Origin of the sequence: Micrococcus sp. KRD012 (genome assembly GCF_017168555.1) — a bacterium.
GTDB classification, from domain to species: domain Bacteria; phylum Actinomycetota; class Actinomycetes; order Actinomycetales; family Micrococcaceae; genus Micrococcus; species Micrococcus luteus.
The window spans coordinates 192,680-212,648 of sequence record NZ_JABFBB010000007.1 but is presented as its reverse complement, the minus strand read 5'-3'; the positions used below and the strand labels follow the sequence as shown (position 1 = coordinate 212,648).

Annotated in this window: 23 protein-coding genes; 9 read left to right on the top strand and 14 right to left on the bottom strand. The window is 75.3% G+C overall.

Features of this window, described 5'->3' with window-relative positions; translation table 11 throughout:
* Positions 1–10: 10 nt before the first annotated feature.
* The 3 genes from J1M37_RS04355 to pheS are packed head-to-tail and all read right to left on the bottom strand — an operon-like array spanning position 11 to position 4,299.
* The gene (locus J1M37_RS04355) at positions 11–631 is read right to left on the bottom strand and encodes a 4'-phosphopantetheinyl transferase family protein (protein ID WP_036337488.1); all 621 of its coding nucleotides are present in this window, start codon (positions 629–631) and stop codon (positions 11–13) included.
* Between the two features lie 2 nt (positions 632–633).
* Positions 634–3,213 (bottom strand): phenylalanine--tRNA ligase subunit beta, encoded by a 2,580-nt coding sequence (gene pheT, locus J1M37_RS04350; RefSeq protein WP_078025580.1) that lies wholly within the window; start codon positions 3,211–3,213, stop codon positions 634–636.
* Positions 3,214–3,216: 3 nt separating this feature from the next.
* Positions 3,217–4,299, bottom strand: a complete 1,083-nt coding sequence (pheS, locus tag J1M37_RS04345; protein ID WP_144818740.1) for a phenylalanine--tRNA ligase subunit alpha — start codon at positions 4,297–4,299, stop codon at positions 3,217–3,219.
* Positions 4,300–4,385: 86 nt separating this feature from the next.
* Between pheS and J1M37_RS04340 the strand changes: the two genes are divergently transcribed.
* Together J1M37_RS04340 and J1M37_RS04335 are read left to right on the top strand one after the other, a co-directional pair.
* Positions 4,386–4,793, top strand: coding sequence for a CHY zinc finger protein (locus J1M37_RS04340; RefSeq protein ID WP_049147953.1), 408 nt, complete (start codon positions 4,386–4,388; stop codon positions 4,791–4,793).
* A complete protein-coding gene (locus tag J1M37_RS04335) occupies positions 4,790–5,239 on the top strand; it encodes a hypothetical protein (RefSeq protein ID WP_049147952.1) in 450 nt (149 codons plus the stop codon). The genes J1M37_RS04340 and J1M37_RS04335 overlap by 4 nt, the downstream gene beginning before the upstream one ends.
* Positions 5,240–5,284: 45 nt before the next feature.
* On the opposite strand, the gene J1M37_RS04330 is transcribed toward J1M37_RS04335, so the two are convergent.
* Entirely contained in the window at positions 5,285–5,947 is a 663-nt protein-coding gene (locus J1M37_RS04330; protein ID WP_060974027.1) for a pyroglutamyl-peptidase I family protein, read from the bottom strand.
* Positions 5,948–6,039: 92 nt separating this feature from the next.
* On the opposite strand from J1M37_RS04330, the gene J1M37_RS04325 reads away from it, so the two are divergent.
* Complete coding sequence (locus tag J1M37_RS04325) at positions 6,040–7,113, top strand: Rv2578c family radical SAM protein (protein WP_098092380.1); 1,074 nt, start codon at positions 6,040–6,042, stop codon at positions 7,111–7,113.
* A gap of 34 nt (positions 7,114–7,147) precedes the next feature.
* On the opposite strand, the gene J1M37_RS04320 is transcribed toward J1M37_RS04325, so the two are convergent.
* Positions 7,148–7,660, bottom strand: coding sequence for a (deoxy)nucleoside triphosphate pyrophosphohydrolase (locus J1M37_RS04320; protein WP_206452179.1), 513 nt, complete (start codon positions 7,658–7,660; stop codon positions 7,148–7,150).
* Positions 7,661–7,716: 56 nt separating this feature from the next.
* Here J1M37_RS04320 and J1M37_RS04315 point away from each other — a divergent pair, with 56 nt between their 5' ends.
* Together J1M37_RS04315 and J1M37_RS04310 are read left to right on the top strand one after the other, a co-directional pair.
* Positions 7,717–9,039 carry an MFS transporter gene (locus J1M37_RS04315; protein WP_158183847.1) on the top strand — a complete coding sequence of 441 codons (1,323 nt, stop codon included), beginning with the start codon at positions 7,717–7,719 and terminating at the stop codon, positions 9,037–9,039.
* A 142-nt stretch (positions 9,040–9,181) separates the two neighbouring features.
* A complete protein-coding gene (locus tag J1M37_RS04310; protein WP_101966042.1) occupies positions 9,182–9,454 on the top strand; it encodes a GlsB/YeaQ/YmgE family stress response membrane protein in 273 nt (90 codons plus the stop codon).
* Positions 9,455–9,566: 112 nt separating this feature from the next.
* Here the strand turns inward: J1M37_RS04310 and J1M37_RS04305 are convergent, their stop codons facing one another.
* From J1M37_RS04305 to infC, 4 genes are all read right to left on the bottom strand, one after another.
* The gene (locus J1M37_RS04305; protein ID WP_158183848.1) at positions 9,567–10,463 is read right to left on the bottom strand and encodes a TrmH family RNA methyltransferase; all 897 of its coding nucleotides are present in this window, start codon (positions 10,461–10,463) and stop codon (positions 9,567–9,569) included.
* Between the two features lie 136 nt (positions 10,464–10,599).
* Positions 10,600–10,986 (bottom strand): 50S ribosomal protein L20, encoded by a 387-nt coding sequence (gene rplT, locus J1M37_RS04300; protein ID WP_002853696.1) that lies wholly within the window; start codon positions 10,984–10,986, stop codon positions 10,600–10,602.
* 88 nt (positions 10,987–11,074) lie between these two features.
* Positions 11,075–11,269 (bottom strand): 50S ribosomal protein L35, encoded by a 195-nt coding sequence (rpmI, locus tag J1M37_RS04295; RefSeq protein WP_002853699.1) that lies wholly within the window; start codon positions 11,267–11,269, stop codon positions 11,075–11,077.
* Positions 11,270–11,284: 15 nt separating this feature from the next.
* Positions 11,285–12,292 (bottom strand): translation initiation factor IF-3, encoded by a 1,008-nt coding sequence (infC, locus tag J1M37_RS11665; RefSeq protein WP_446724884.1) that lies wholly within the window; start codon positions 12,290–12,292, stop codon positions 11,285–11,287.
* A gap of 376 nt (positions 12,293–12,668) precedes the next feature.
* On the opposite strand from infC, the gene J1M37_RS04285 reads away from it, so the two are divergent.
* Positions 12,669–13,040 (top strand): DUF1844 domain-containing protein, encoded by a 372-nt coding sequence (locus J1M37_RS04285; protein WP_036313345.1) that lies wholly within the window; start codon positions 12,669–12,671, stop codon positions 13,038–13,040.
* Positions 13,041–13,107: 67 nt separating this feature from the next.
* Here J1M37_RS04285 and J1M37_RS04280 read toward each other — a convergent pair whose 3' ends face one another.
* Complete coding sequence (locus tag J1M37_RS04280; RefSeq protein ID WP_206452177.1) at positions 13,108–13,584, bottom strand: hypothetical protein; 477 nt, start codon at positions 13,582–13,584, stop codon at positions 13,108–13,110.
* A 365-nt stretch (positions 13,585–13,949) separates the two neighbouring features.
* On the opposite strand from J1M37_RS04280, the gene J1M37_RS04275 reads away from it, so the two are divergent.
* On the top strand, positions 13,950–14,198 hold the full coding sequence (locus J1M37_RS04275) for a WhiB family transcriptional regulator (protein ID WP_002854852.1): 249 nt from the start codon (positions 13,950–13,952) through the stop codon (positions 14,196–14,198).
* Positions 14,199–14,260: 62 nt separating this feature from the next.
* Here J1M37_RS04275 and J1M37_RS04270 read toward each other — a convergent pair whose 3' ends face one another.
* From J1M37_RS04270 to J1M37_RS04260, 3 genes are read right to left on the bottom strand one after another with little or no spacing between them, the layout of a single operon-like run.
* Positions 14,261–15,769: a sensor histidine kinase gene (locus J1M37_RS04270; protein ID WP_206452176.1), complete on the bottom strand. Its 1,509-nt coding sequence runs from the start codon at positions 15,767–15,769 to the stop codon at positions 14,261–14,263.
* A complete protein-coding gene (locus J1M37_RS04265) occupies positions 15,739–17,322 on the bottom strand; it encodes an ATPase (RefSeq protein WP_206452175.1) in 1,584 nt (527 codons plus the stop codon). The genes J1M37_RS04270 and J1M37_RS04265 overlap by 31 nt, the downstream gene beginning before the upstream one ends.
* A 2-nt stretch (positions 17,323–17,324) precedes the next feature.
* The gene (locus J1M37_RS04260) at positions 17,325–17,972 is read right to left on the bottom strand and encodes an SAF domain-containing protein (RefSeq protein ID WP_044659783.1); all 648 of its coding nucleotides are present in this window, start codon (positions 17,970–17,972) and stop codon (positions 17,325–17,327) included.
* A gap of 225 nt (positions 17,973–18,197) precedes the next feature.
* Between J1M37_RS04260 and J1M37_RS04255 the strand changes: the two genes are divergently transcribed.
* Positions 18,198–18,422 (top strand): helix-turn-helix domain-containing protein, encoded by a 225-nt coding sequence (locus J1M37_RS04255; RefSeq protein ID WP_036383499.1) that lies wholly within the window; start codon positions 18,198–18,200, stop codon positions 18,420–18,422.
* A gap of 15 nt (positions 18,423–18,437) precedes the next feature.
* Here J1M37_RS04255 and J1M37_RS04250 read toward each other — a convergent pair whose 3' ends face one another.
* The gene (locus tag J1M37_RS04250) at positions 18,438–18,995 is read right to left on the bottom strand and encodes a hypothetical protein (RefSeq protein ID WP_122054416.1); all 558 of its coding nucleotides are present in this window, start codon (positions 18,993–18,995) and stop codon (positions 18,438–18,440) included.
* Between the two features lie 156 nt (positions 18,996–19,151).
* On the opposite strand from J1M37_RS04250, the gene J1M37_RS04245 reads away from it, so the two are divergent.
* Entirely contained in the window at positions 19,152–19,904 is a 753-nt protein-coding gene (locus J1M37_RS04245) for a LysM peptidoglycan-binding domain-containing protein (protein ID WP_122054419.1), read from the top strand.
* The last annotated feature ends 65 nt before the right edge of the window (positions 19,905–19,969 follow it).

The window sequence follows — 19,969 nt, the reverse complement described above, 5'->3', positions numbered from 1 at the left end:
CGCGGTCGACTCAGCGGCCCCGCAGCGCCAGCGCCCCGAGGAGACCGCCCGGCAGCCGGTCGGTGAGGTCCACCAGCACGACGTCGGCCGGCACGGTCAGTGCGTCGACGGCGGCGGGGTCGCCCGTGAAGCCGGTGCCGGCGGCCTTCACGAGCGCCTCCTTCCGCGTCCACAGCCGGGCCCGCGCGGCGGGCCTCTCGGGGGCGGGAAGCTCCCGCACCCGGGCGCGCTCCGCCGTCGAGAAGCCCACCCCGCCCAGGCCGTCCTCGTCCGCGAAGGCCGCGGCGTCCGCCCGCTCGACGTCCACCCCGAGGCCGAGCCCGTCGGCGGGCCGTGCCGGCGCCCACCACGCCCCGATCCGAGCCCGGTCCTCAGTGCCGGGCATCCGGACGCGCGTGAACGAGACGAGGGCGACCCGGCCGGGGGGCAGGCCGGTCAGCGCGGGGACGCCGTGCGCGGCCGAGCCGCAGCGCGGGCAGGCGTGCCGGAGCCCGAGCGGCCCCACCGGCACGCCCCAGGCCGCCGTCAGGGCGGTGCGCACCTGACCGAGCAGCGCGGAGACGGCGTCGGCCGCCCCCGCCGAGGCGGGGACGGCCGAGGTCAGGCCCCACGGGCCGGTCGCGACGGACACGGTCAGCGCTGGACCGCCCCGTGCCGCTGCGCCGCGAGCGCGGTGGCCGCGGCGCGGGCCTCGGAGACCTCCTCCGCGGTGAGCGTGCGGTCAGGGGCGCGGAAGCGCAGGGAGAACGCGAGGGACTTCCGCCCCTCCGGCACGCCCGCGCCCCGGTAGACGTCGAACAGCTCGACGGCCTCGAGCAGCTCCCCGGCACCCTCGGCGAGGGTCGCGCGCACGTCCCCGGCCACGACGGCCTCGTCCACCACGAGCGCCACGTCCTGCGTGCTCACGGGGAACGTGGACAGCGGTGCGGCGACCACGATCTCGGGGGCCGCGGCGCACAGCGCGTCCAGGTCCAGCTCCCACACGCTCGTGCGGGCGGGCAGGTCCTCGGCCTCGAGCCACTGCGGGTGCAGCTCGCCGGCGACGCCCACCACCCGGTCCCCGTGCTCGGTCACGACGACGAGCTCGGCCACCCGGCCCGGGTGGAACGCGTGGTGCCGGCCCTGCCGGACGGTCAGCTCGACGCCGAGGACGTCGGCCACGTCGAGGGCCCCGGCGATCGCGTCCTGCCAGTCCACCGGGCGGGGGTCGTGGTCCGGCCCGGGCGCCGAGTCGTGCCCGGCGTACAGACCGGCCACGTGCCACGGCTGAGCGGGGATGCCGGCCTCGAGGTCGGCGAGGACCTCGGCGGAGGGGTGGACCGCGCGCGGGGGGATCGTCGCCGAGCCCAGCTGCGCGCCGGGCAGGAAGACCAGCCCCATCTCGTACAGCGCCAGATCGCGGAAGCCGCGTCCGAGGTTGCGGCGCGCGGTCTCGACGAGGCCCGGCAGCAGCGACAGGCGCAGGTACCGGTACTGGGAGGCGATCGGATTGGCCAGGGCCACCATCGCCAGGGCCTGGCCCTGCGCGTCCGAGTCCGCCCCGAAACGCCGGTTCTGCTCCTCGGAGACGAACGGGTAGGCCAGCACCTCGGTGAGTCCCGCGGCCGCGAGCGCGGCCGACACGCGGCGACGCTGGGCCTGGCGGCGGGTGAAGCCGCGGCCCGGCGGGGCCACGGGCACCACGGAGGGGATCGCGTCGTAGCCGCGCAGGCGCGCGACCTCCTCGGCGAGGTCCTCGGGGATGCGCAGGTCCGTGCGCCACGACGGGGCGGTCACGGTCAGCCGCGGGGCGACGTCGGCGGCGGCCTCGGCGACGGCCACCTCGGCGCCCAGGGCGCGCAGCGTCTCCACGACCTCGTCGGTCGTGTACGCCACGCCCACCAGGGCGGAGGGGAAGTCGGCGGCCATCTCGACGACGGCCGGCTGCGGCCGCGTCCCGACGTCGGTGACCCCGGGCTCGGCGGTGCCGCCGGCGAGCTCGACGAGCAGCTGCACGGCCCGCTCGGCCGCCTCGTCGGCGATCTCCCAGTCGACGCCGCGCTCGTTGCGCTTCGACGCCTCCGAGGGCAGGCGGTGCCGGCGCCGCGTACGGGCGATCGACACGGGGTCGAAGTTCGCGGACTCGACCACGATCGTGGTGGTGGCGTCCGTGACCTCGGTGGCGGCCCCGCCCATGACGCCCGCCAGGCCGATGGGGCCGGAGTCGTCCGTGATGAGCAGGTCCTCGGGGTCGAGCTCGCGCTCCTTGCCGTCGAGGGTGGTCAGGGTCTCTCCGGCCCGCGCGCGGCGCACCACGATCTCGCCGGAGAGCGTGTCCGCGTCGTAGAAGTGCAGGGGCTGGCCCAGCTCCCACATGACGTAGTTGGAGATGTCCACCGGCAGGGAGATGGTGCGGATGCCGGCCAGGCGCAGGCGCGCGGCCAGCCACGGCGGGGTCGGGCGGGTCGCGTCCACGCCGGAGACCGTGCGGGCCACGAACCGGGTGGCCCCGGGCTCGCCGTGGATCGGCGCGTCGTCGTCGATGCGGACGGCCGGGCCGGCGTCGTCGGCCGCGGGCGGGTGGACGGCGGCGGCCGGGTCCGTGAAGGGCACGCCGGTGGCGTGCGCGTACTCGCGCGCGACGCCGCGCATCGAGAACGCGTAGCCGCGGTCGGGCGTCACGTTGATCTCGGCGGCCTCGCCGTGCAGGTCCAGGACGTCCCGGGCGTCGGTGCCCGGCTCGGGGTCGAGCCCGAGGTCGCCGAGCACGATGATCCCGTCCGTGCCGTCGTCGCCCATGCCCAGCTCCGTGCTGGAGGCGATCATGCCGGCCGAGACGTGGCCGTAGGTCTTGCGGGGGCTGATGCGGAAGTCGCCGGGCAGCACCGCGCCGGGCAGGGCCACGACGACCTTGTCCCCGACCTCGAAGTTGTGGGCGCCGCACACGATGCCCTGCACGCCGGAGGGCTCGATCCCCTCGCCGGTGAGCGGCTGTGCGGCGCCCTCGGGCACCACGCGCACGGAGCACCAGTTGATGGTCTTGCCGTTCTTCTGCGGCTCGGGCTCCTTGGAGAGCACCTGCCCGACGACGATCGGGCCCTGCAGCTCGGCAGCCGGACGGTGGACGTCCTCCTCCTCGAGGCCGACGCGGACGAGGTCGGCCATCACGTCCTCGGCACGGTGCTCCGCGGGCACGGGGACGAACTCCCGCAGCCAGTCCAGGGGGATGCGCATGGATCAGACCTCCATTCCGAAGTGCTGGGAGAAGCGGACGTCGCCCTCGATCATGTCGTGCATGTCCGGGACCTCGTTGCGGAACATGAGCGTGCGCTCCACGCCCATGCCGAACGCGAACCCGGAGTACTCCTCCGGGTCCAGGCCCGCGGCGCGCAGCACGTTCGGGTGCACCATGCCGCAGCCGCCCCACTCGATCCAGCGGGGCCCGCCCTTGGCGCCGGGGTGCCAGATGTCCAGCTCGGCGCTGGGCTCGGTGAACGGGAAGAAGTTCGGGCGCAGGCGGATGGCCGCCTCCGCCCCGAACATCTGGCGGGCGAAGTACTCGAGGGTGCCGCGCAGGTGGGCCATGGTCAGGCCCTTGTCCACGGCCAGGCCCTCGAACTGGTGGAACACCGGGGTGTGCGTGGCGTCCAGCTCGTCCGTGCGGAACGTGCGGCCCGGGCACAGCACGTAGGTGGGGGCTCCCCGCTCGAGCAGGGAGCGCATCTGCACCGGAGAGGTGTGGGTGCGCAGCAGCAGGTGGGCCTCGGCCGGGTCCACGAAGAAGGTGTCCTGCATCTCGCGGGCCGGATGATCCGGCGCGAAGTTGAGGGAGTCGAAGTTGAACCACTCGGACTCGAGCTCGGGGCCCTCCGCGATCTCCCAGCCCATGCCGACGAAGATCTCCGAGACACGGTCCATCGTCAGCGAGAGCGGGTGACGGGCGCCGACGCGGCGGCGACGGACCGCGGTGGTCACGTCCACCGTCTCCTCGCGCAGGATCCGCGCGGCCTGCTCCGTCTCGAGCACCTCGGTGCGGGCGGCCAGGGCCTTGCCCAGGCGGCCGCGTGCGGCGCCCATGAGCTTGCCGGCCTCCGCCTTGCGCTCCTTGGGCAGAGCGCCGATCGCCTTGTTCGCGAGAGTCAAGGGGGCCCGGTCGCCGGTGTGGGCCAGGCGGGCGGCCTTGAGTTCATCGAGGTCGGCCGCGGCCTCATATGCGGCGAGCGCGGCCTGCACAGCGGCCTCCACCGCCTCCGCGTCCACGGGGGAGATCTCCGCCACGGGCGCGGTGGGCTCCGCGCCGGTCTCGGGGCTGGGTGTCATCAGGGCAACGACCTTCGCATGGGGGACGGTGGGACGCCCGTCAGTCTAGTGTCCGCCCCGGGCCCGCTCGGCCTAGGCTGAGGCGCATGACCGCCCCGGACTCCCTCGACGGCACCGACCCGCTGCTGCGGGGCGTGGGCCTGGACGCGCAGACCCGCTGCGCCCATTACGCCACGGCGCGGGACGTCGTCGCCCTGCGCTTCGCCTGCTGCCCCGCGTACTGGTCCTGCCACCGCTGCCACGCGGAGCTCGCCGACCACCCGGCCGTGCCGGTGCCTGCCGGCGAGTTCGACCGGCCGCATGTGCTGTGCGGGGTGTGCCGCACCGAGCTGAGCGTGACCGCCTACCTCGCCCTCGAGGCCACCGCTGATCCTGCGTGCCCGGCCTGCGGGGCGCCGTTCAACCCGGGCTGCGCCGCCCATGCCCCGCTCTACTTCGACGTCCCCGCGTCCGGGTCCCCCGCCGGGGACGCCGATCCTGCGGCACAGCCATGACCGCGGCCCCCTCCCGGCCGTCGCCTCCGGCGCACGTGCGGGCGCGCGGGCTGTGGAACCTGCTGAACCTGGCGACGCCGCTGGGGCTGGTGGGCGCCGTCGTCGCCGGCTGCGCGCTGCGGCCCGGACCGCACGGGCTGATCGAGGCCCACGGCTGGACGCACCGGTTCCCGGGCGGGGCCGCGTTCACGGTCGGCGACGTCGTGTTCACCCGCCCCGGCCTGCGCATGACGCCCGCGCTGTGGCGGCACGAGGCCGGCCATGCGGACCAGTACGCCCTCCTGCTGGGTCTGCCCTTCCTGCCGGCGTACGCGCTGGCGGCGGCGTGGTCGATGTGGCGGACCGGGGATCCGGCCTCGCGCAACGTCTTCGAACGACGCGCGAGCCTGGCCCTGGGCGGCTACATCGAGCGGCCCGTGGTCCGCGGCCTGCGGCGCCGCCGCTGACGGGCACGGGCGATCGCGCCGACACGGACCCGGGGTCCGGGGAGGTCAGTGCAGGGTGCCGCCGGGGACGTCGAGGTCGGGGCCGCCGGCCAGCGCCGTCAGGGCGGCCTCGGCCACCGCGCGCGCCAGGTCGGCCGCGGGCAGGGCCGGGGTGTCCGGCGTCGGGCGGTGCTCGGTGTCCCACGGCACGTGGATGAAGCCGGCGGCCCGGGCGGTGCCGGGGCCGTCGAGGAGCGAGTACATGACGTGGTTGCACACGAACGCGCCCGCGGACAGGGACGGCTCCGCGGCGACGCCGGCCTCCCGGATCGCGGCGACGGCACGCTTGGCGGGCAGGGTGGCGAACAGGGCCGCGGGACCGTCGGCGCGCACGGGCCGGTCCACGGGCTGCTCCCCCGCGTTGTCCGGGATCCGGGCGTCCTGCAGGTTCACGGCCACCCGTTCGACCCGGACCGTCGCCGTGCCGCCAGCCAGCCCGACGGCGATCGCCACCTCCGGCCGGACCCGGTCGAGGGCCGCGGTCAGGGCCGGCCCGGCCGCGCCGAACGCGCACGGCAGCTCGACCGCCTCGGCCGTCACACCCCGGTCCGCCAGGATGCCCACGGCGTCCCGCGCGGCGGCGATCGACGGGTTGTGGACATCGCCGCCGAAGGGCTCGAAGCCCGTGAGCAGGACGCGGGCGGCCGGGGCGGGTGCACGGGAGGTCATGGCGACCACGGTAGGCGCGTCTCGGCGCCCGCGCCACGCCCGGACTCGAACACGCTTGCGGGTCGATTCGAACATGTGTTCTACTTCTGGCCATGCGATGGGAAGCGCAGACCCTGCGGTCCGAGGGCGGAGCCCAGCGGGCGACGGCCGGCACACCGGCCGGCTCCGCCGCCCTGCTGCCGCTCTCGGACCTGCAGCGGAGTGTCACCACCCCGGAGTTCGCGGGCGTCACCTTCCATGAGGTGCTCGCCAAGACCGCACTGAACTCGGTGCCGTCCGCCTCGGCCATGCCGTTCCGCTGGACCGTGAACCCGTACCGCGGCTGCACCCACGCCTGCCGGTACTGCTACGCCCGCAGCACCCACACCTTCCTCGAGCTCGACGCCGGGGCCGACTTCGACCGGCAGATCGTCGTGAAGGTCAACGTCGCCGAGGTGCTGCGCGCCGAACTCGCCCGCCCCACGTGGGGCCGCGAGGCGGTGGCGTTGGGGACGAACACGGACCCGTATCAGCGGGCCGAGGGCCGCTACGCGCTGATGCCCGGGATCATCCGGGCCCTGGCCGATTCCGGCACCCCGTTCTCCGTGCTGACCAAGGGGACCCTGCTCGCGCGGGATGTGCCCCTGCTGCAGGCGGCCTCGCGCCAGGTGCCGGTGCAGGTCTCGCTGTCCCTGGCGATGCTCGACCCCGCCATCGCCGCCGCGGTCGAGCCGGGCACGCCGTCGCCGACCGCACGCCTGCGCCTGATCGAGCGGCTCGCCGCCGCGGGTGCGGACGTCACCGTCATGGCCATGCCCCTGCTGCCGTGGCTCACGGACGGGGACCGCGAGATCGACGCCCTCATGCGCGCGCTGGCGGACGCCGGAGCCGCGCGCGTCATGCCGGGCGCCCTGCACCTGCGGCCGGGCGCGAAGGAGTGGTACCTGGACTGGATCCGCCGCGAGCACCCGGATCTGCTGGCCGGCTACGAGCAGATGTACGCCCGGTCCGCCTACGCGCCCGAGTCGTACCGCCGCATGCTCACCCGGATGGCCGGGGAGGCCGCCGCACGGCACGGCCTGGCCCGCGGCGGCGCCCACGGCATCCGGCGCGAGGACGATCCCCCGGCCCGGCGCCGGCCGGCGTCCCGGCCCTCCGCTCCGGCGGCGCAGCCCGCGCTGTTCTGACCGGTCCGCGGGGCGCGGCCGGCCGCGTGTCGACTCAGCGCCCCGCGGAGAACGCCGTGGCGGCGCCACGGAGCACCTCGGCCACGATCGGCCGGTCCGCCGGGATCCAGTCCAGGTGCCGCACGCCCGGCCCGGCGAGCGGCAGCCACGCCAGCAGGTCGTGGTCCTGGAGGGCTCGGGGCGTCGCCCCCTCCTCCGCCAGGACGCCCCAGAACACCCGCATCCGGGCGCCGTTGGCCAGCTCCCACCCGTCCGGCTCCGGCGCCGCCACCTCGGGGCCGAGCCGCACGGCGACCCCGAGCTCCTCCCGGCACTCCCGCAGCAGCGCCTCCTGGACGCCCTCCCCCGGCTCGACCTTGCCCCCGGGGAACTCCCAGAGCCCCCGCAGCGGGGCAGGCGCGCTGCGACGGGCCGCCAGCAGGCGGGTCGGCGCGGCCACATCGTCGGGCAGCGCGAGCCCCACGACCTGCCGCGGTCGCGCACCGTCCCGGGGCGACGTCGTCGGGCGGGCGGCGGGCGCGGGGCGAGCAGGTGTGGCGGAGGTCATGAGCCCAGGCTAGCGAGGCCCCCGCCCCCGCAGACCGGAGTCCGTAGGCTGGGTCGGTGCCCATCCCCACTCCCGCCGCCGACGGCGCCCACGACCGTTCCCCCCGTGCCCCGCGTCCGACGCACCCGGACCCGTCCGTCCCGCCGACCGTGCCGCCGGGCCCCGGCGCGCTGCTGGGCGGCCGCCGCGTGCGTCTGCTGCCGGCCATCCTCGCGCTGGCCCTGGGCAGCTTCGCGATCGGCACCACGGAGTTCGCGATGATGGGCCTGCTGCCGCAGGCGGTGGCCGACCTCGGCATCGGTCTCGAGGCCGGCGGCGTGCTCATCTCCATGTACGCGCTGGGCGTCGTGATCGGCGCTCCCCTTCTGGCCGCGTCGTTCGCCCGCGTCGACCGGCGGGTCACGAGCATCGTGCTGATGCTGCTGTTCGTCGTGGGGCACGTGGCCGCGTTCCTCGCCCCGGACATGGGGAGCATGATGGCGGCCCGGTTCGTGTCGGGCCTGCCCCACGGCGCCTACTTCTCCGCGGCCGCCCTGGCCGCGGCGGACCTCGCCGGGCCCGCCCGCCGCGGCCAGGCCGTGGCCTGGGTGATGGCCGGGCTGTCCGTGGCCAACGTGCTGGGCGTGCCGGGCGCGACGGCGCTCGGGCAGGCCGTCGGCTGGCGCTGGATGTTCATCATCGTGGCGGTCTGCGCGGCCCTGTGCGTCGGGGCGACCGCGTGGCTCGTCCCGTCCGTGCCGGCCCCCGCGGGCGCCTCGGTCGGCCGCGAGCTGCGCGGTCTGGCCTCCGGCCGGCTGTGGGCGACGGTGGCCGTGGGCGTGATCGGCTTCGCCGGCATGTTCGCGCTCTACACCTACATCGCGCCGCTGCTCACGGAGGTCGCGGGCCTCGAGGAACGGTGGGTCCCCGCCGTGCTGGCCCTCTACGGCGTCGGCATGGTGATCGGCACGCTCGTCAGCGGCGCCCTCACGGACCGCGACCCGGTGGGCACCCTGCGCCTGAGCTTCGGGCTCAGCGCGGTCTCGCTGGCCGCCGTCGCGCTGACGGCCTCGTGGGCTCCGGTGATGATCGTGTTCCTCTTCTGCGTGGCCGTCAGCGGCTCCGGGATCGCCCCGTCCCTGCAGGTGCTGCTCGTGGACTCCGCGCCCACCGCACCCCAGCTGGCCGGTTCGCTCAACCACTCCGCGCTGAACATGGCCAACGCGATGGGCGCGTGGGTCGGGGCCGCCGCGATCGGGGCCGGTGCGTCGCTGCGGACCCCGCCGCTGGTCGGCGCGGGCATCGCCCTGGCGGGCCTGGTGCTGGCGTTCCTGCTCGTGCGCCGCGACGTCGCGGCGCGGCCCGGCGTCCGGGCTGACGACGGCGGCTCGCCCCGCTGAATCTCCCACACGAGGCCGGGGCGAACCTCGTCACGTCGGAGAATCTCGAAAAAGTCGGGGCGCCAGAGGTGGCCCCCCGTGAAAATCCCTTGCTACGTTCCTTCTCGTACGTCAGATTCGCAACCCGAAAGGAACCATCATCATGGGCATCATTGGCTGGATCGTGCTTGGTCTCATCGCCGGCGCCATCGCTCGCGCCATCCTCCCCGGACGTCAGGGCGGCGGGTGGCTCGGCGCCCTCCTCACCGGCATCGTCGGCGCTCTCCTCGGCGGCTGGATCGCCTCCCTGCTGTTCGACTTCGACGTGAACGAGAAGTTCTTCGATCTGGGCACCTGGATCTTCGCGATCATCGGCGGCGTTATCGTCGCCGCAGTGTGGCAGGCCATCACCCGCCGCACCGGCACCCGCGCCTGAGCGAGCTGAGCGGCCCGGGTTCCACCCGGGAACACGCAGATGGGGCGGGGATCCACGTGGATCCCCGCCCCATCTGCGTCTCCGGACGGCTGGCGCCGCCTCGTGCGCCCCGTCAGCCGGCGCGCCGTGCCCCCGCCATCGCGGACGAGTACAGGCACACCGTGGCGGCGGTCCCCACGTTCAGGGACTCCGCGGCCCCATACAGCGGCACCGCCACCCGGCGGTCCGCCAGCGCGAGCTCGCCGCCGTCCAGGCCCTGGGCCTCGTTGCCGAACAGCCACGCGGTCGGCGCGGCGACCACGCCGGGGGCGAGGGCGTCGAGCCGATCCGAGCCGTAGCCGTCGGCGGCCCACACCTGCAGGCCTGCGGCCCGGGCGGCGGCCGCGGCCGCCTCTGCGGGGACGGCGGTGACCACGGGCAGGTGGAACAGCGACCCGGCGGTGGACCGGACCACCTTGGGGTTGAACGGGTCGACGGAGCCCGGCGTGAGGACCACCGCGTCCGCCCCGGCCGCGTCCGCGGCTCGGATGACCGTGCCGGCGTTCCCCGGGTCCTGCACGCGGCACAGCACGGCGGCCAGGCGCGCCTCCTCGAGGACCGCTTCGACGGCCTGCGGCTCCGGCATCCGCGCCACGGCGACGATGTCCTGCCCCGTCACGGCGTCGGCCATGGCGGTGAGCACCTCGTCGCTGGCCTCGCGCACCAGGACGCGCTCACCACCCGGCGTCGGGCGGTCCCGGACGCGCGCCACGAGCTCGGCGAGCGCGGGATCCCGGTCCACGAGACCGACGGACACGTACACCTGGGTCAGCACCCGCCCCGCCCGCCACTGCCCCGCGGCAGCCGCCGGCCCCTCCCCCAGGTGGGCACGCAACGCCTCGCGGCAGGCCTGCGGCCCCTCGACGAGGAACGTGTCCGTCCGGCGTCGGGCGGAGCGGCCCGCCAGGGCTGCCACCGCGCGCACGCGCTCGGCACGGGGATGGGTCATCGGCTCGGCGTGCGGTGTCATGGGGTCTTTCTGGTCGGGGCTCGGCTGCGGGTGTGCAGACGCCGACGGGGCGGGCCTCGGTGGAGGACCCGCCCCGTCGGCGGTGGTGTTCACGCCTGGGGCGTGGTGATGGGGCCCTCAGGGCCCCTGAGCCGGCTCAGCGGGAGGCGGCGGGGGCGTTCACGTCTGCGGGCAGCGCCTCGCGGGCGGTCTTCACCAGCACGGCGAAGGTCGCGGCGTCGGAGACGGCGATCTCGGCCAGCATGCGGCGGTCCACCTCGACGCCGGCCAGCTTGAGGCCCTGCATGAAGCGGTTGTAGGTCATGCCGTTGGCGCGGGCGGCCGCGTTGATGCGGGTGATCCACAGGCGACGGAAGTCACCCTTGCGCTTGTGGCGATGCTGGTAGTTGTAGGTGAACGAGTGGAGCATCTGCTCCTTCGCCTTGCGGTACAGGCGAGACCGCTGGCCGCGGTAGCCGGAGGCGCGCTCCAGCATGGTCCGACGCTTCTTGTGGGCGTTCACTGCCCGCTTCACACGTGCCACGTGCGTACTCCAATCTGTGTGGTCCCCGGGGCGCGCACTGGCGCGTCACGGCCGAGGAGGAAGGGGTTCCGGCGAGGCCGGGGGGGTGTCAGATGCCGAGCATCCGCTTGATCTGCTTGATGCTGCCCTTGGAGACGAGCTGGTCGCCCTTGAGACGGCGGGTCAGGCGCGAGGACTTGTGCTCCAGGTAGTGGCGGCGGTTCGCCTGCTGGCGCATGATCTTGCCGGAGCCGGTCACGCGGAAGCGCTTCTTGGCACCGCTGTGGGTCTTCATCTTCGGCATGGCTGCCGTTCTCCTTCACTCATCGCTGCCGTGCGCGGCGCGCACGGCAGTGCTGGTCACCCCGGTCCGTCCGGACCGGGCTGGTCTGTGGCGACCCCGGGGGGTCAGGCCCGAGGACCGGGCTTGGGGGGCGGCTCCCCGCCCGGCCGCGGCCGGCTTGGCGGCGGACCGCGGCTTCGGCGTGGCAGCCGGCGCAGCCGAGGACTGCGGCTTCGGCGTCGCGGCCGGCTTCGGGGCCGATGCGGGCGTGGCGCTGGAGGCCGGCTTCGCAGCCGGGGCGGCCGCGGCCGGGCGGGGAGCCGCCGGGGCCGGGGTCTTCGGCGCCTGCGTCGTCTCGGCCGGGGCCGCGGAGGCGTTCTCCTGCGTCCGGGCGGCCATGGCCTTCAGCTGCTCGGGGAACGCATCCCCGACCGAATTCCGCACCGGGGCGGAGTCGGACGCCGCCTTCTGCGCGGCGCGCTCCTTGGCCTCGCGGGCGGCCTGGTCGCGACGCGAACCGCCGCCCTGACGCTCGCGGTGGCTCTCGGCCGAGTTCTTGCGCTGGTCCGCCCGCGCATCGGCCTTGGTGCGCAGCGGGCCGACCACCATCACCATGTTGCGGCCGTCCTGGCGCGGCTGCGATTCGACGGTGCCCAGCTCGGCGACGTCCTCGGCGAACTGCTGCAGCAGCTTGATGCCGAGTTCGGGACGCTGCTGCTCACGGCCGCGGAACTGGATGATGGCCTTGACCTTGTCGCCCTGGCTCAGGAACTTCTTGGCGTGGCCGGTCTTGGTCTCGTAGTCGTGCTTGTCGATCTTCAGGCGGAAGCGGACCTCCTTGAGGACCGTGTTCACCTGGTTCTTGCGCGACTCACGGGCCTTCACCGCGGCCTCGTACTTGTACTTGCCGAAATCCATCAGCTTGCACACCGGAGGCTTGGCCGTGGGGGCCACCTCCACGAGATCCAGGTCCGCCTCGGCGGCGAGCCGGAGGGCGTCCTCGACGCGGACGATGCCGACCTGTTCGCCGTTCGGGCCGACCAGGCGGACTTCCGGAACGCGGATACGCTCGTTGATGCGGGGATCGCTGATGGTGGTACTCCTCTGTGTGAGACGACGGGTGACCCCGCGCCCACCGGAGGGGCCCTCGGAAACGAGGAAGGCCTCCCCTGCGCGGACGCAGACGGAGGCCTCGACACGATCCCGTCGGACGGGACCCTCGGTGCGGGCTGCGCGCCACGACGCGGCGGTCCCGACCGGCGACCCGGCAACTCGGCCCGGGGCGAACCGGACATCCTGCTGACGCGGGTGGGAGAGAGGCCTCCACTTTGCTGCTCCTGGCCCGTGCATGCCCGCCCCGGGGTCACCGGATGACGAGGTCTTGCGCGGACCACGAGTGGTCTATGGGAAGCTTACCACCATGACAGACGAACGTCAGGCCCAGGACGCCACCCCCATGGACGCCCCCGCCGAGATCCGCGACATCCACGAGGTCCCCGCCGTCGAGGTCATCACGACCACCGCCGTGCACCTGATGACCGCCGCCGCCGTCAAGTGCGGCCTGGCCGACTCCCCCGACGCCCGCGAGCTCATCGATCTCGACGAGGCCCGCAAGCTCATCACGGCCCTCGCCGGGCTGGTCACGGCCGCGGCCCCCGAGATCGGCAGCCAGCACGCCGGACCGCTGCGCGACGGGCTGCGCTCGCTGCAGCTGGCGTTCCGTGAGGCCTCCCCGTTCCCGGACGCCCCGGGCAAGGGCCCCGGCGAGAAGTTCACCGGCCCGGTGAACTGACCACGGCCCCGATGACGACGACGGCGCGCCCCTGGCCGGGGGCGCGCCGTCGTCGTCGGGGCGGGGCTCAGGCGTCCGTCGAGGCCTCCGGGGCGGGGGTGAGATGCCGGGTGACCGGCGTCGTGAAGAGGGTGAGCAGCGCGACGCCGGAGACCGCGAGCAGCGGCCCACCCAGAGCGGCGGCGTCCACGCTGAAGAGCCACGAGGACAGGAGCACACCGAAGAGCTGGATCGCGACGGCGGCGCCGCGGCTCCACGCCCGACCGCGCAGCAGGGCGACGGCGGTCGCGAGGATCCACAGGGCGAGCAGCGCGTAGATGACGACCAGCATCACGCGGGCGCCGGCCGGGAGCACCCCGTCCGCCGCATGCACCACCGCGTCCACGGCGAGCCAGAGGAGCGCACCCCCCTCGAGCACGAGCGCCGCGGCAACCACGAGGACGGCCACCGGCAGGCCCCGTCCGGGGCGGGGCGGGACCGTCGTCGCGTCGGCGCCCGACGACTCGGACGGGGCGACGGGGTCGGGGCGGCGGGACTGTGCCATGGGGCCTCTCCTGCGGACGGCTGCGGGGACGGACGTGTCCCCCACGGTACGCCGGGCGGCGCGCGGACCACGTCCGCGGCGGCGCCTCGGTCAGGGCATGGTGTGACGAAGGACTCGCAGTGCAGCGCGGTGATGCACCTCATTCACCTCTTGTTCACTCGTGAGGGCCGTGCGAGGATGGCACGCGAGAGATTTCCGGGGGCCGCGTTCGTACGAAGGCGGTCCCCGTTGCAATGACCAGGGTCGCCCTCCGTATCGGTCGTGCCGCGCGTCGTCCGCGCCGGCCCCCGCGCCCGCCGCCGGCGGAGGCCGTGACCACCGGCGCCCGCGGGCTCCGGTTCTTCCGACAGAAAGTGAGCGGACCGATGGATTGGCGCAGTAAAGCAGCGTGCCTGGACAAGGACCCGGAGCTGTTCTTCCCGGTGGGCAACACCGGCCCCGCCCTCCTGCAGATCGAGGAGGCGAAGGCGGTGTGCCGCTCGTGTGAGGTCGTGGACACGTGCCTGAAGTGGGCCATGGAGTCCGGCCAGGACTCGGGCGTCTGGGGCGGCATGAGCGAGGACGAGCGGCGCGCCATGAAGCGCCGCGCCGCGCGTGCCCGCCGCGCCTCCTGACCCACCCGGACCACCGGCCCCGTCGACGACGTCGACGGGGCCGTCCTCAAGCCCGGCCGGGTTCACGTCAGGGGCAGTCGCAGCACGACGCGCGTGCCGCCGTCGTCGGACCGCTCCCAGCGCAGGGTGCCGCGCAGGTCCCCCTCCACGAGCGAGTGCACGATGCGCAGACCGAGCCCCGATCCCTCGCCCGCGCGGGGGGACTCCCCCGGCACCCATCCGTCGGGGGCGGCGGGGCCGCCGTCCGTCACGGACACGACCAGCACCGTTCCTGCGGGGGTCGACTCGCGGTCGGCGTGCAGGCCCACGCAGCCACCGCCCGGCGCCGTGCCGTGCTCGACGGCGTTGGCCGCCAGCTCATTGAGCACCAGCGCCAGCGGCGTGGTCACGTGGGAGGGCAGTTCACCGAACTCGCCCGTGACCGCGACCTGCAGCGGCCGCCCGTCCCCGGCCACCTCGACGGCCAGGCGGAACTGCCGCTGCAGCAGACCGTCCACGGGGACCTGGTCCTCGATCTCCTCGCTCAGCGTCTGGTGGACGAGGGCGATCGTGTCCACCCGCTGCATCGCCTGACGCAGCGCACGCTCCGCCTCGGGCGAGGACGTGCGCCGCGCCTGCATGCGCAGCAGCGATCCCACGGTCTGCAGGTTGTTCTTGACGCGGTGGTGGATCTCGCGGATGGTCGCGTCCTTGGTGAGCAGACGCTGCTCCTGGCGGCGCAGCTCGGTCACGTCGCGCAGCAGCAGCAGCGCCCCCTGCCAGCCGTCCGGACCGAGCAGCGGGACGGAGCGCACCGTGAGGGACGCCCCGCCGGACTGCACCTCCCGGCGTCCGGCACGCAGGCCGGTGAGCACGGCCCACGTCCCCTCGTCGGTGGGCACGCGGGCGGCCTCGGTGCTGGCCAGGACGTCGGTGAGCCGGTGCCCCTCGAGCGTTGAGGCGATGCCCAGCCGGCGCAGGGCGGAGACCGCGTTGGGACTGGTGAACTCGGCGACCGAGTCCGGCCCGAGCACGACGAGGCCGTCCCCCACCCGCGGCGTGCCGCCTGCCCAGAGGCCGGGAGGCTCCTCGGGCGCCGGCCAGCGGCCGTGCTGCATCATGTCCAGCAGGGTGCTGGCCGTCCGGCTGTAGTTCTCCTCGATCACCGAGCGCGCCGGCCGGCCGTTCGGGTCCGCGTGCGCGGAGACGACCGCGATGACCCTCCCGGCGCGGACCACCGGCCACAGACGCACCTGCAGCGTGCCTCCCGGGGCCTCGACGGGGCCGGCCCCCTCGGCCCGCTCCCCGCCATGCCACGTCTGCCCGACGACGGCCCGCAGGTCCGCGCGGGCGCGCGAGCCCACGATGTCGCGGTGGAAGAGGGTGGGAGCGGTGAAGGGCCGGACCTGGGCGAGCGCGACGAACCCTCCGGCCTCGTCGCGGCGGGGCACGGGGCACCAGAGCACGAGGTCCGCGAGCGCCAGGTCTGCCACGAGCTGCCAGTCCCCCACGAGCCGCTGCAGCCAGGCGCGGTCCTCGTCTCCGATGTCCGGGTGCGACGTCAGGGGGTCCTGCGCGAGCGAACTGACCATGGGATCAGGGTACGGCGACGTGCCGGGCGGCCCGTGTCCGTGGCGTCGCGGGCGGCGTCGGACGACACGGCGGCGATGGTCTGCGAGGGCCGTGCGCGGTGCCGTCCGCGGCGGGCGGGGCGGGCAGGGACACCGGCCAGCGTGGCGAGGGCGCGACGCAGCGGGCTGTTCGGAGCGGCCTCGGCGAGCACCTGGCCGGCGAGCAGCGCGGGGTCCGCGGCGGCCGGGTCCCACGGCAGGAACGCCTCCAGCGGCGTGGCCGGCGAGGCGTAGCGGTTCCAGACGGCCTCGACCTGGCCTCGCGGGGCGACGCCGGCGGCCGCGGGCCGGAGCCGGTTGACCACGACGCGCAGCCGTGCCGCCGGGGCCACCTCCGCCAGCTCCTCGACCCCGCGGACCAGGCGGGGCAGCGCGACGGCGTCCGGCCCGCCGACCGCGATGACCTCGTCGGCCGCGGCGAGCGCCGCCAGGGTCGCACCGTTGCGCTGTGGGGCGGGCACGTCGAAGGACAACTCCTCGTCCTGCTCGAGACCGAACCCGACGTCGACGACCACGCGGTCCCAGTGTTCCCTGGCGGCCGCGATCAGCGCGGAGACGGCGGCGGGGCGCAGCTCGGGCCACCGGTCCACGCGGGTGAGCCCCGTCAGAACCGTCAGGTCCGCGCCGGCGACGCGGACGCGGACGCCCGCGGCCGCCAGGTCGGCGGCGCCCAGCCGGCCGTGGTCGGCCCGCCGCACGGCCCGCGCCGCGCCGGCCGACTCCTCCGTCAGCCCCAGGTGCACACCGACGGCGGGGCCGTACGTGTCCAGGTCGATCAACAGCGTGTTCCGGCCGGCCACGGCGTGCTCGGCGGCGAGGTTCACGGCGACGGTGGTGCGTCCCGGAGCGCCGGTGGGGCCCCACACCACGGTCACCAGGGACTCCCGCGCGGGTCCGGCCGGTTCGCCCTCCTCCGGAGAGGGTGCGGGGTCGGCTCCCTCGTCCGCCGTGGCGGGGCCGCCGTCGGGCGTGGCCGCGGCGGGGGCGGCACCCGGCCCGGCGTCGTCGGGCTCGTCGGCGCCGCGCCAGGGGTCCGTGAGGCCGGGCACCTCGTCCGCGCCGAGCGTCTCCAGGGTGATCGGCAGGTCGTCGAGGTCCTCGGCGTGATCCAAGGCGTGGTCGGCGTCCTCCCCGTGCGAGGTCGCCGGCCGGCGGCCCTCCGCGGCCGCGCTCGCGGACTCCACGACGACGGCGGCGATCTGCTCGGGGTCGGCGTCGGCGCGCACGCAGGGCACCCCCATGCCGCGGAGGCGACGACGCTCGGCACGGACCTCGCTGAGCGCCGCCACGCCCACGGGTCGGGGCAGCCGGGCCGTCTCCTCCAGGAAGGCGGCGGTGAGGGACTCGGTGTCCCCGGCTACGAGGACCGCGTCCACGAGACCGGAGCGGGCGATCGCGAGCAGCTCGGCGAGGTCTTCGGCCCGGCGGAGGACCGTGATGTCCGTCTGGTGCCGCTCGAGCGGGCCGATGTGGTCCAGGCCCGGCTGGACGGTGGTGGCCAGGGCGATGCGCACGGTCAGCGCACCCCGTGGGCCGGCACGAGGGTGACCCGCGCGTCCTTGACCTTCGCGTCCACGATGCGCGGCAGGGTCTCTTCCGGTGCCAGCAGCTGCACCCGGGTGGTGCCCGAGCCGCCGAAGCCACTCTGCTCCGCCGTGACCTCGGAGATCTCGAGCGCCTCGGCCAGCCGGGCCGGGTCCGCATGGCCGCGGCCTCCCTCCGCGGGCATGGCCACCCAGACGTCCACGCGGTCCCCCACGCCCACGCCGGACGGCAGCGGCTCGTCCAGGGCCACCCCGACGGGACGACGGCCGTCCGGGTCCGCGTCCACCAGTGCCGCCGCAGGCAGCAGCTCGCCGGCCCGGACCGTCCCGGAGACCATCCGCCCCTCGGGCGCCGGAGCATCGGCGCTGAGGTACCGCTCGCCGGCCTCGCTGAGGTTCACCTCCACGGGCCGCAGGTCCCCGGCCGCGATGGGCGTGCCCGGGGGCAGGTCCTCCGCGGCCGTCCAGTATGCGGCGGTCCGCTGGGAGGAGGCGACCAGCGCCACCACGCCGGCGATCGAGGCGAGGACGAGCATGAGACCGACGAGGAGCCGGGGATCCCGCCAGCGGGGCCGGCGCAGACGGCCGCCCTCGGCGGACGCGGACATGGTCGTGGACACCGGATGTTCCCCCCTTCGGACCGGCCTCGCGGGCCGCCGCGGCCCCGGCACCCCGTCGGTGTCGGCCCCTCCGCGCTGCGCCCAGAGTAACCACAGGGGCCGTGGATCGCCGGATCCGCCGCGTACGCTGTGGAAAAGTGTCGCCTCCGGGTGTTCCCGGGGTTGAATGGGTCGACGTCGTGGGCCGCCCGCGACCGTCCTGGACGCCTCGACCGAAGGAGCACCGTGCAGCGCTTTCTCACCCTGACCGACGTCGCGGAGACCCTGAACATCTCCGGTCAGGCCGCCCGTGCCCTGGTCCGCTCGGGTGAGCTGCAGGCCATCCAGGTCGGGGGCCGCGGTCAGTGGCGCATCGAGGTGTCCTGGCTCGAGGACTACGTGGAGCGTCAGAAGGAAGTGACGCGCGCCCGCGTCCGGGAGTGGACCGAGACGGACGCGCAGGCCCGCTGAGCCCACACGGTCTGCTCAGGCGGGGCGCAGCGCGGTCCGGACCGTCCCCAGCGCCCCGAACGGGATGACGAGCCGCCCGCGGACGGCCGCGGCCCGCCGGGCCTCGTCCAGCGGGTGGCGGGCGATGTCGAGGTGGTCGCCGCCCACCCGGTCCACGGTGCCCTCCGCCAGTGCCGCGCCGAGGCGCCCCGTCACCGCCACCGGCTGGCGCGTCCGCGCGATGCCGCGCAGCACCGTCCCCCAGCCGGCCGCGGCGAGCTCGGGCGCGAGCGCGGCCCGGGTCAGGTCGGCCTCCACGGCCGCCACGCAGTCCACCGCGACGATCGCCGATCCCGAGCCGTCGACGTGCACGCCGACCCAGCCCTGGCCCACCGTGTGCACCACGCCGTCCACGACCTCGCCCCAGGCCAGGTGGAGCCGGACCTGCCGCCCTCGGGCTCCGCGCAGACGGTCCACCAGGGACAGCGCCATCCACTCCGCTCGGGTCAGCTCCGCGGCCTCGGCCACCGTCTCCTGCCAGCCGAGGTCGACCCAGTGCGCCTCCAGGTCGTCGAAGAGTCCGTTCCACCGCATGCGCTCAGCATAGGAGGCTCGGTGTCGAGCGCCAGCCATCATCAAACATCATCAAACATCACTCTTGACACCCATCCGGCCATGCAGTTCACTGTGGTCATCATCACCGGCCTGATCGCGGGATCGCGGCCGGACGGACGCACAGGAGGGGAATCCATGGAGCGCTCGACATCACCGGCCGGCCCGGCCCCGACCCGTCCGGTCGACGCGGCGGACGCCGTCGGCCTCACCGTCCTGCTTCTGGCCGGACCCGGTCTGCTCGCCTGTGCCGCGGCGCTGCTGCAGACGGGCACCAGCGCGCCGGCGGCGGAACTGACCCGTGTGCTGGGCCTCGGCGCCGGTCTCGCCGGGCTCGGACTGCTCGCGTGGTGGGCGGTGGGCCTGACCGGGCTGGCGCTCGTCGCGCTGGGGCGCCGTGCGGGCCGGCCGGCCTGGGCCCGCCTGGGCCGGAGCCTCACTCCCGCCCTGCTCGGACGCGTAGCCGGCGCCGTCGTCGGTGCCCAGCTGCTCGCGGCGCCGGCCGCGTGGGCGGACGCGGCTCATCCCGTGCCGGACGCCTCCTGGACCGTGGCCGCGTCCCCCACGCACGCCACCGGCGTCGAGGCCCCGGCGCCGGATGCCGCGTGGACGCCCCGGCCCCCGGCGCCGGCCCCGCCGGGCGCCGGCACCGGCCGTGCGGATCCGGACCACCCCACCGTCACCGTCCGGCGCGGCGACTGCCTGTGGCACCTCGCCGCCGCCGAGCTCGGCCCGGACGCGACCCCCCGAGAGATCGACGCCCGGTGGCGCCGCTGGTACGAGGCCAACCGGCGGGTGATCGGCGACGATCCACACCTGCTGCTGCCCGGCACCGTGCTGACCTCCCCTGTGTTCGCCCCGCACGCCGGCGTGGACGGACCACGGCCATGACATCCACGACCCTGCACTCCCCCACTTCGCCTCGTCCTCAGGAGACCGCCATGACCGCCCTTGCC

Excerpts from the sequence above, each read along its gene's own strand:
- J1M37_RS04325 (WP_098092380.1), top strand. The coding sequence starts at position 6,040 with ATGCGATGGGAAGCGCAGACCCTGCGGTCCGAGGGCGGAGCCCAGCGG.
- rpmI (WP_002853699.1), bottom strand. The coding sequence starts at position 11,269 with ATGCCGAAGATGAAGACCCACAGCGGTGCCAAGAAGCGCTTCCGCGTG.
- J1M37_RS04250 (WP_122054416.1), bottom strand. The coding sequence starts at position 18,995 with ATGCGGTGGAACGGACTCTTCGACGACCTGGAGGCGCACTGGGTCGAC.
- J1M37_RS04330 (WP_060974027.1), bottom strand. The coding sequence starts at position 5,947 with ATGACCTCCCGTGCACCCGCCCCGGCCGCCCGCGTCCTGCTCACGGGC.
- J1M37_RS04280 (WP_206452177.1), bottom strand. The coding sequence starts at position 13,584 with ATGGCACAGTCCCGCCGCCCCGACCCCGTCGCCCCGTCCGAGTCGTCG.
- J1M37_RS04305 (WP_158183848.1), bottom strand. The coding sequence starts at position 10,463 with ATGACACCGCACGCCGAGCCGATGACCCATCCCCGTGCCGAGCGCGTG.
- J1M37_RS04245 (WP_122054419.1), top strand. The coding sequence starts at position 19,152 with ATGGAGCGCTCGACATCACCGGCCGGCCCGGCCCCGACCCGTCCGGTC.
- J1M37_RS04335 (WP_049147952.1), top strand. The coding sequence starts at position 4,790 with ATGACCGCGGCCCCCTCCCGGCCGTCGCCTCCGGCGCACGTGCGGGCG.
- J1M37_RS04320 (WP_206452179.1), bottom strand. The coding sequence starts at position 7,660 with ATGACCTCCGCCACACCTGCTCGCCCCGCGCCCGCCGCCCGCCCGACG.
- pheT (WP_078025580.1), bottom strand. The coding sequence starts at position 3,213 with ATGCGCATCCCCCTGGACTGGCTGCGGGAGTTCGTCCCCGTGCCCGCG.
- J1M37_RS04270 (WP_206452176.1), bottom strand. The coding sequence starts at position 15,769 with ATGGTCAGTTCGCTCGCGCAGGACCCCCTGACGTCGCACCCGGACATC.
- pheS (WP_144818740.1), bottom strand. The coding sequence starts at position 4,299 with ATGACACCCAGCCCCGAGACCGGCGCGGAGCCCACCGCGCCCGTGGCG.
- J1M37_RS04340 (WP_049147953.1), top strand. The coding sequence starts at position 4,386 with ATGACCGCCCCGGACTCCCTCGACGGCACCGACCCGCTGCTGCGGGGC.
- J1M37_RS04275 (WP_002854852.1), top strand. The coding sequence starts at position 13,950 with ATGGATTGGCGCAGTAAAGCAGCGTGCCTGGACAAGGACCCGGAGCTG.
- J1M37_RS04310 (WP_101966042.1), top strand. The coding sequence starts at position 9,182 with ATGGGCATCATTGGCTGGATCGTGCTTGGTCTCATCGCCGGCGCCATC.
- J1M37_RS04285 (WP_036313345.1), top strand. The coding sequence starts at position 12,669 with ATGACAGACGAACGTCAGGCCCAGGACGCCACCCCCATGGACGCCCCC.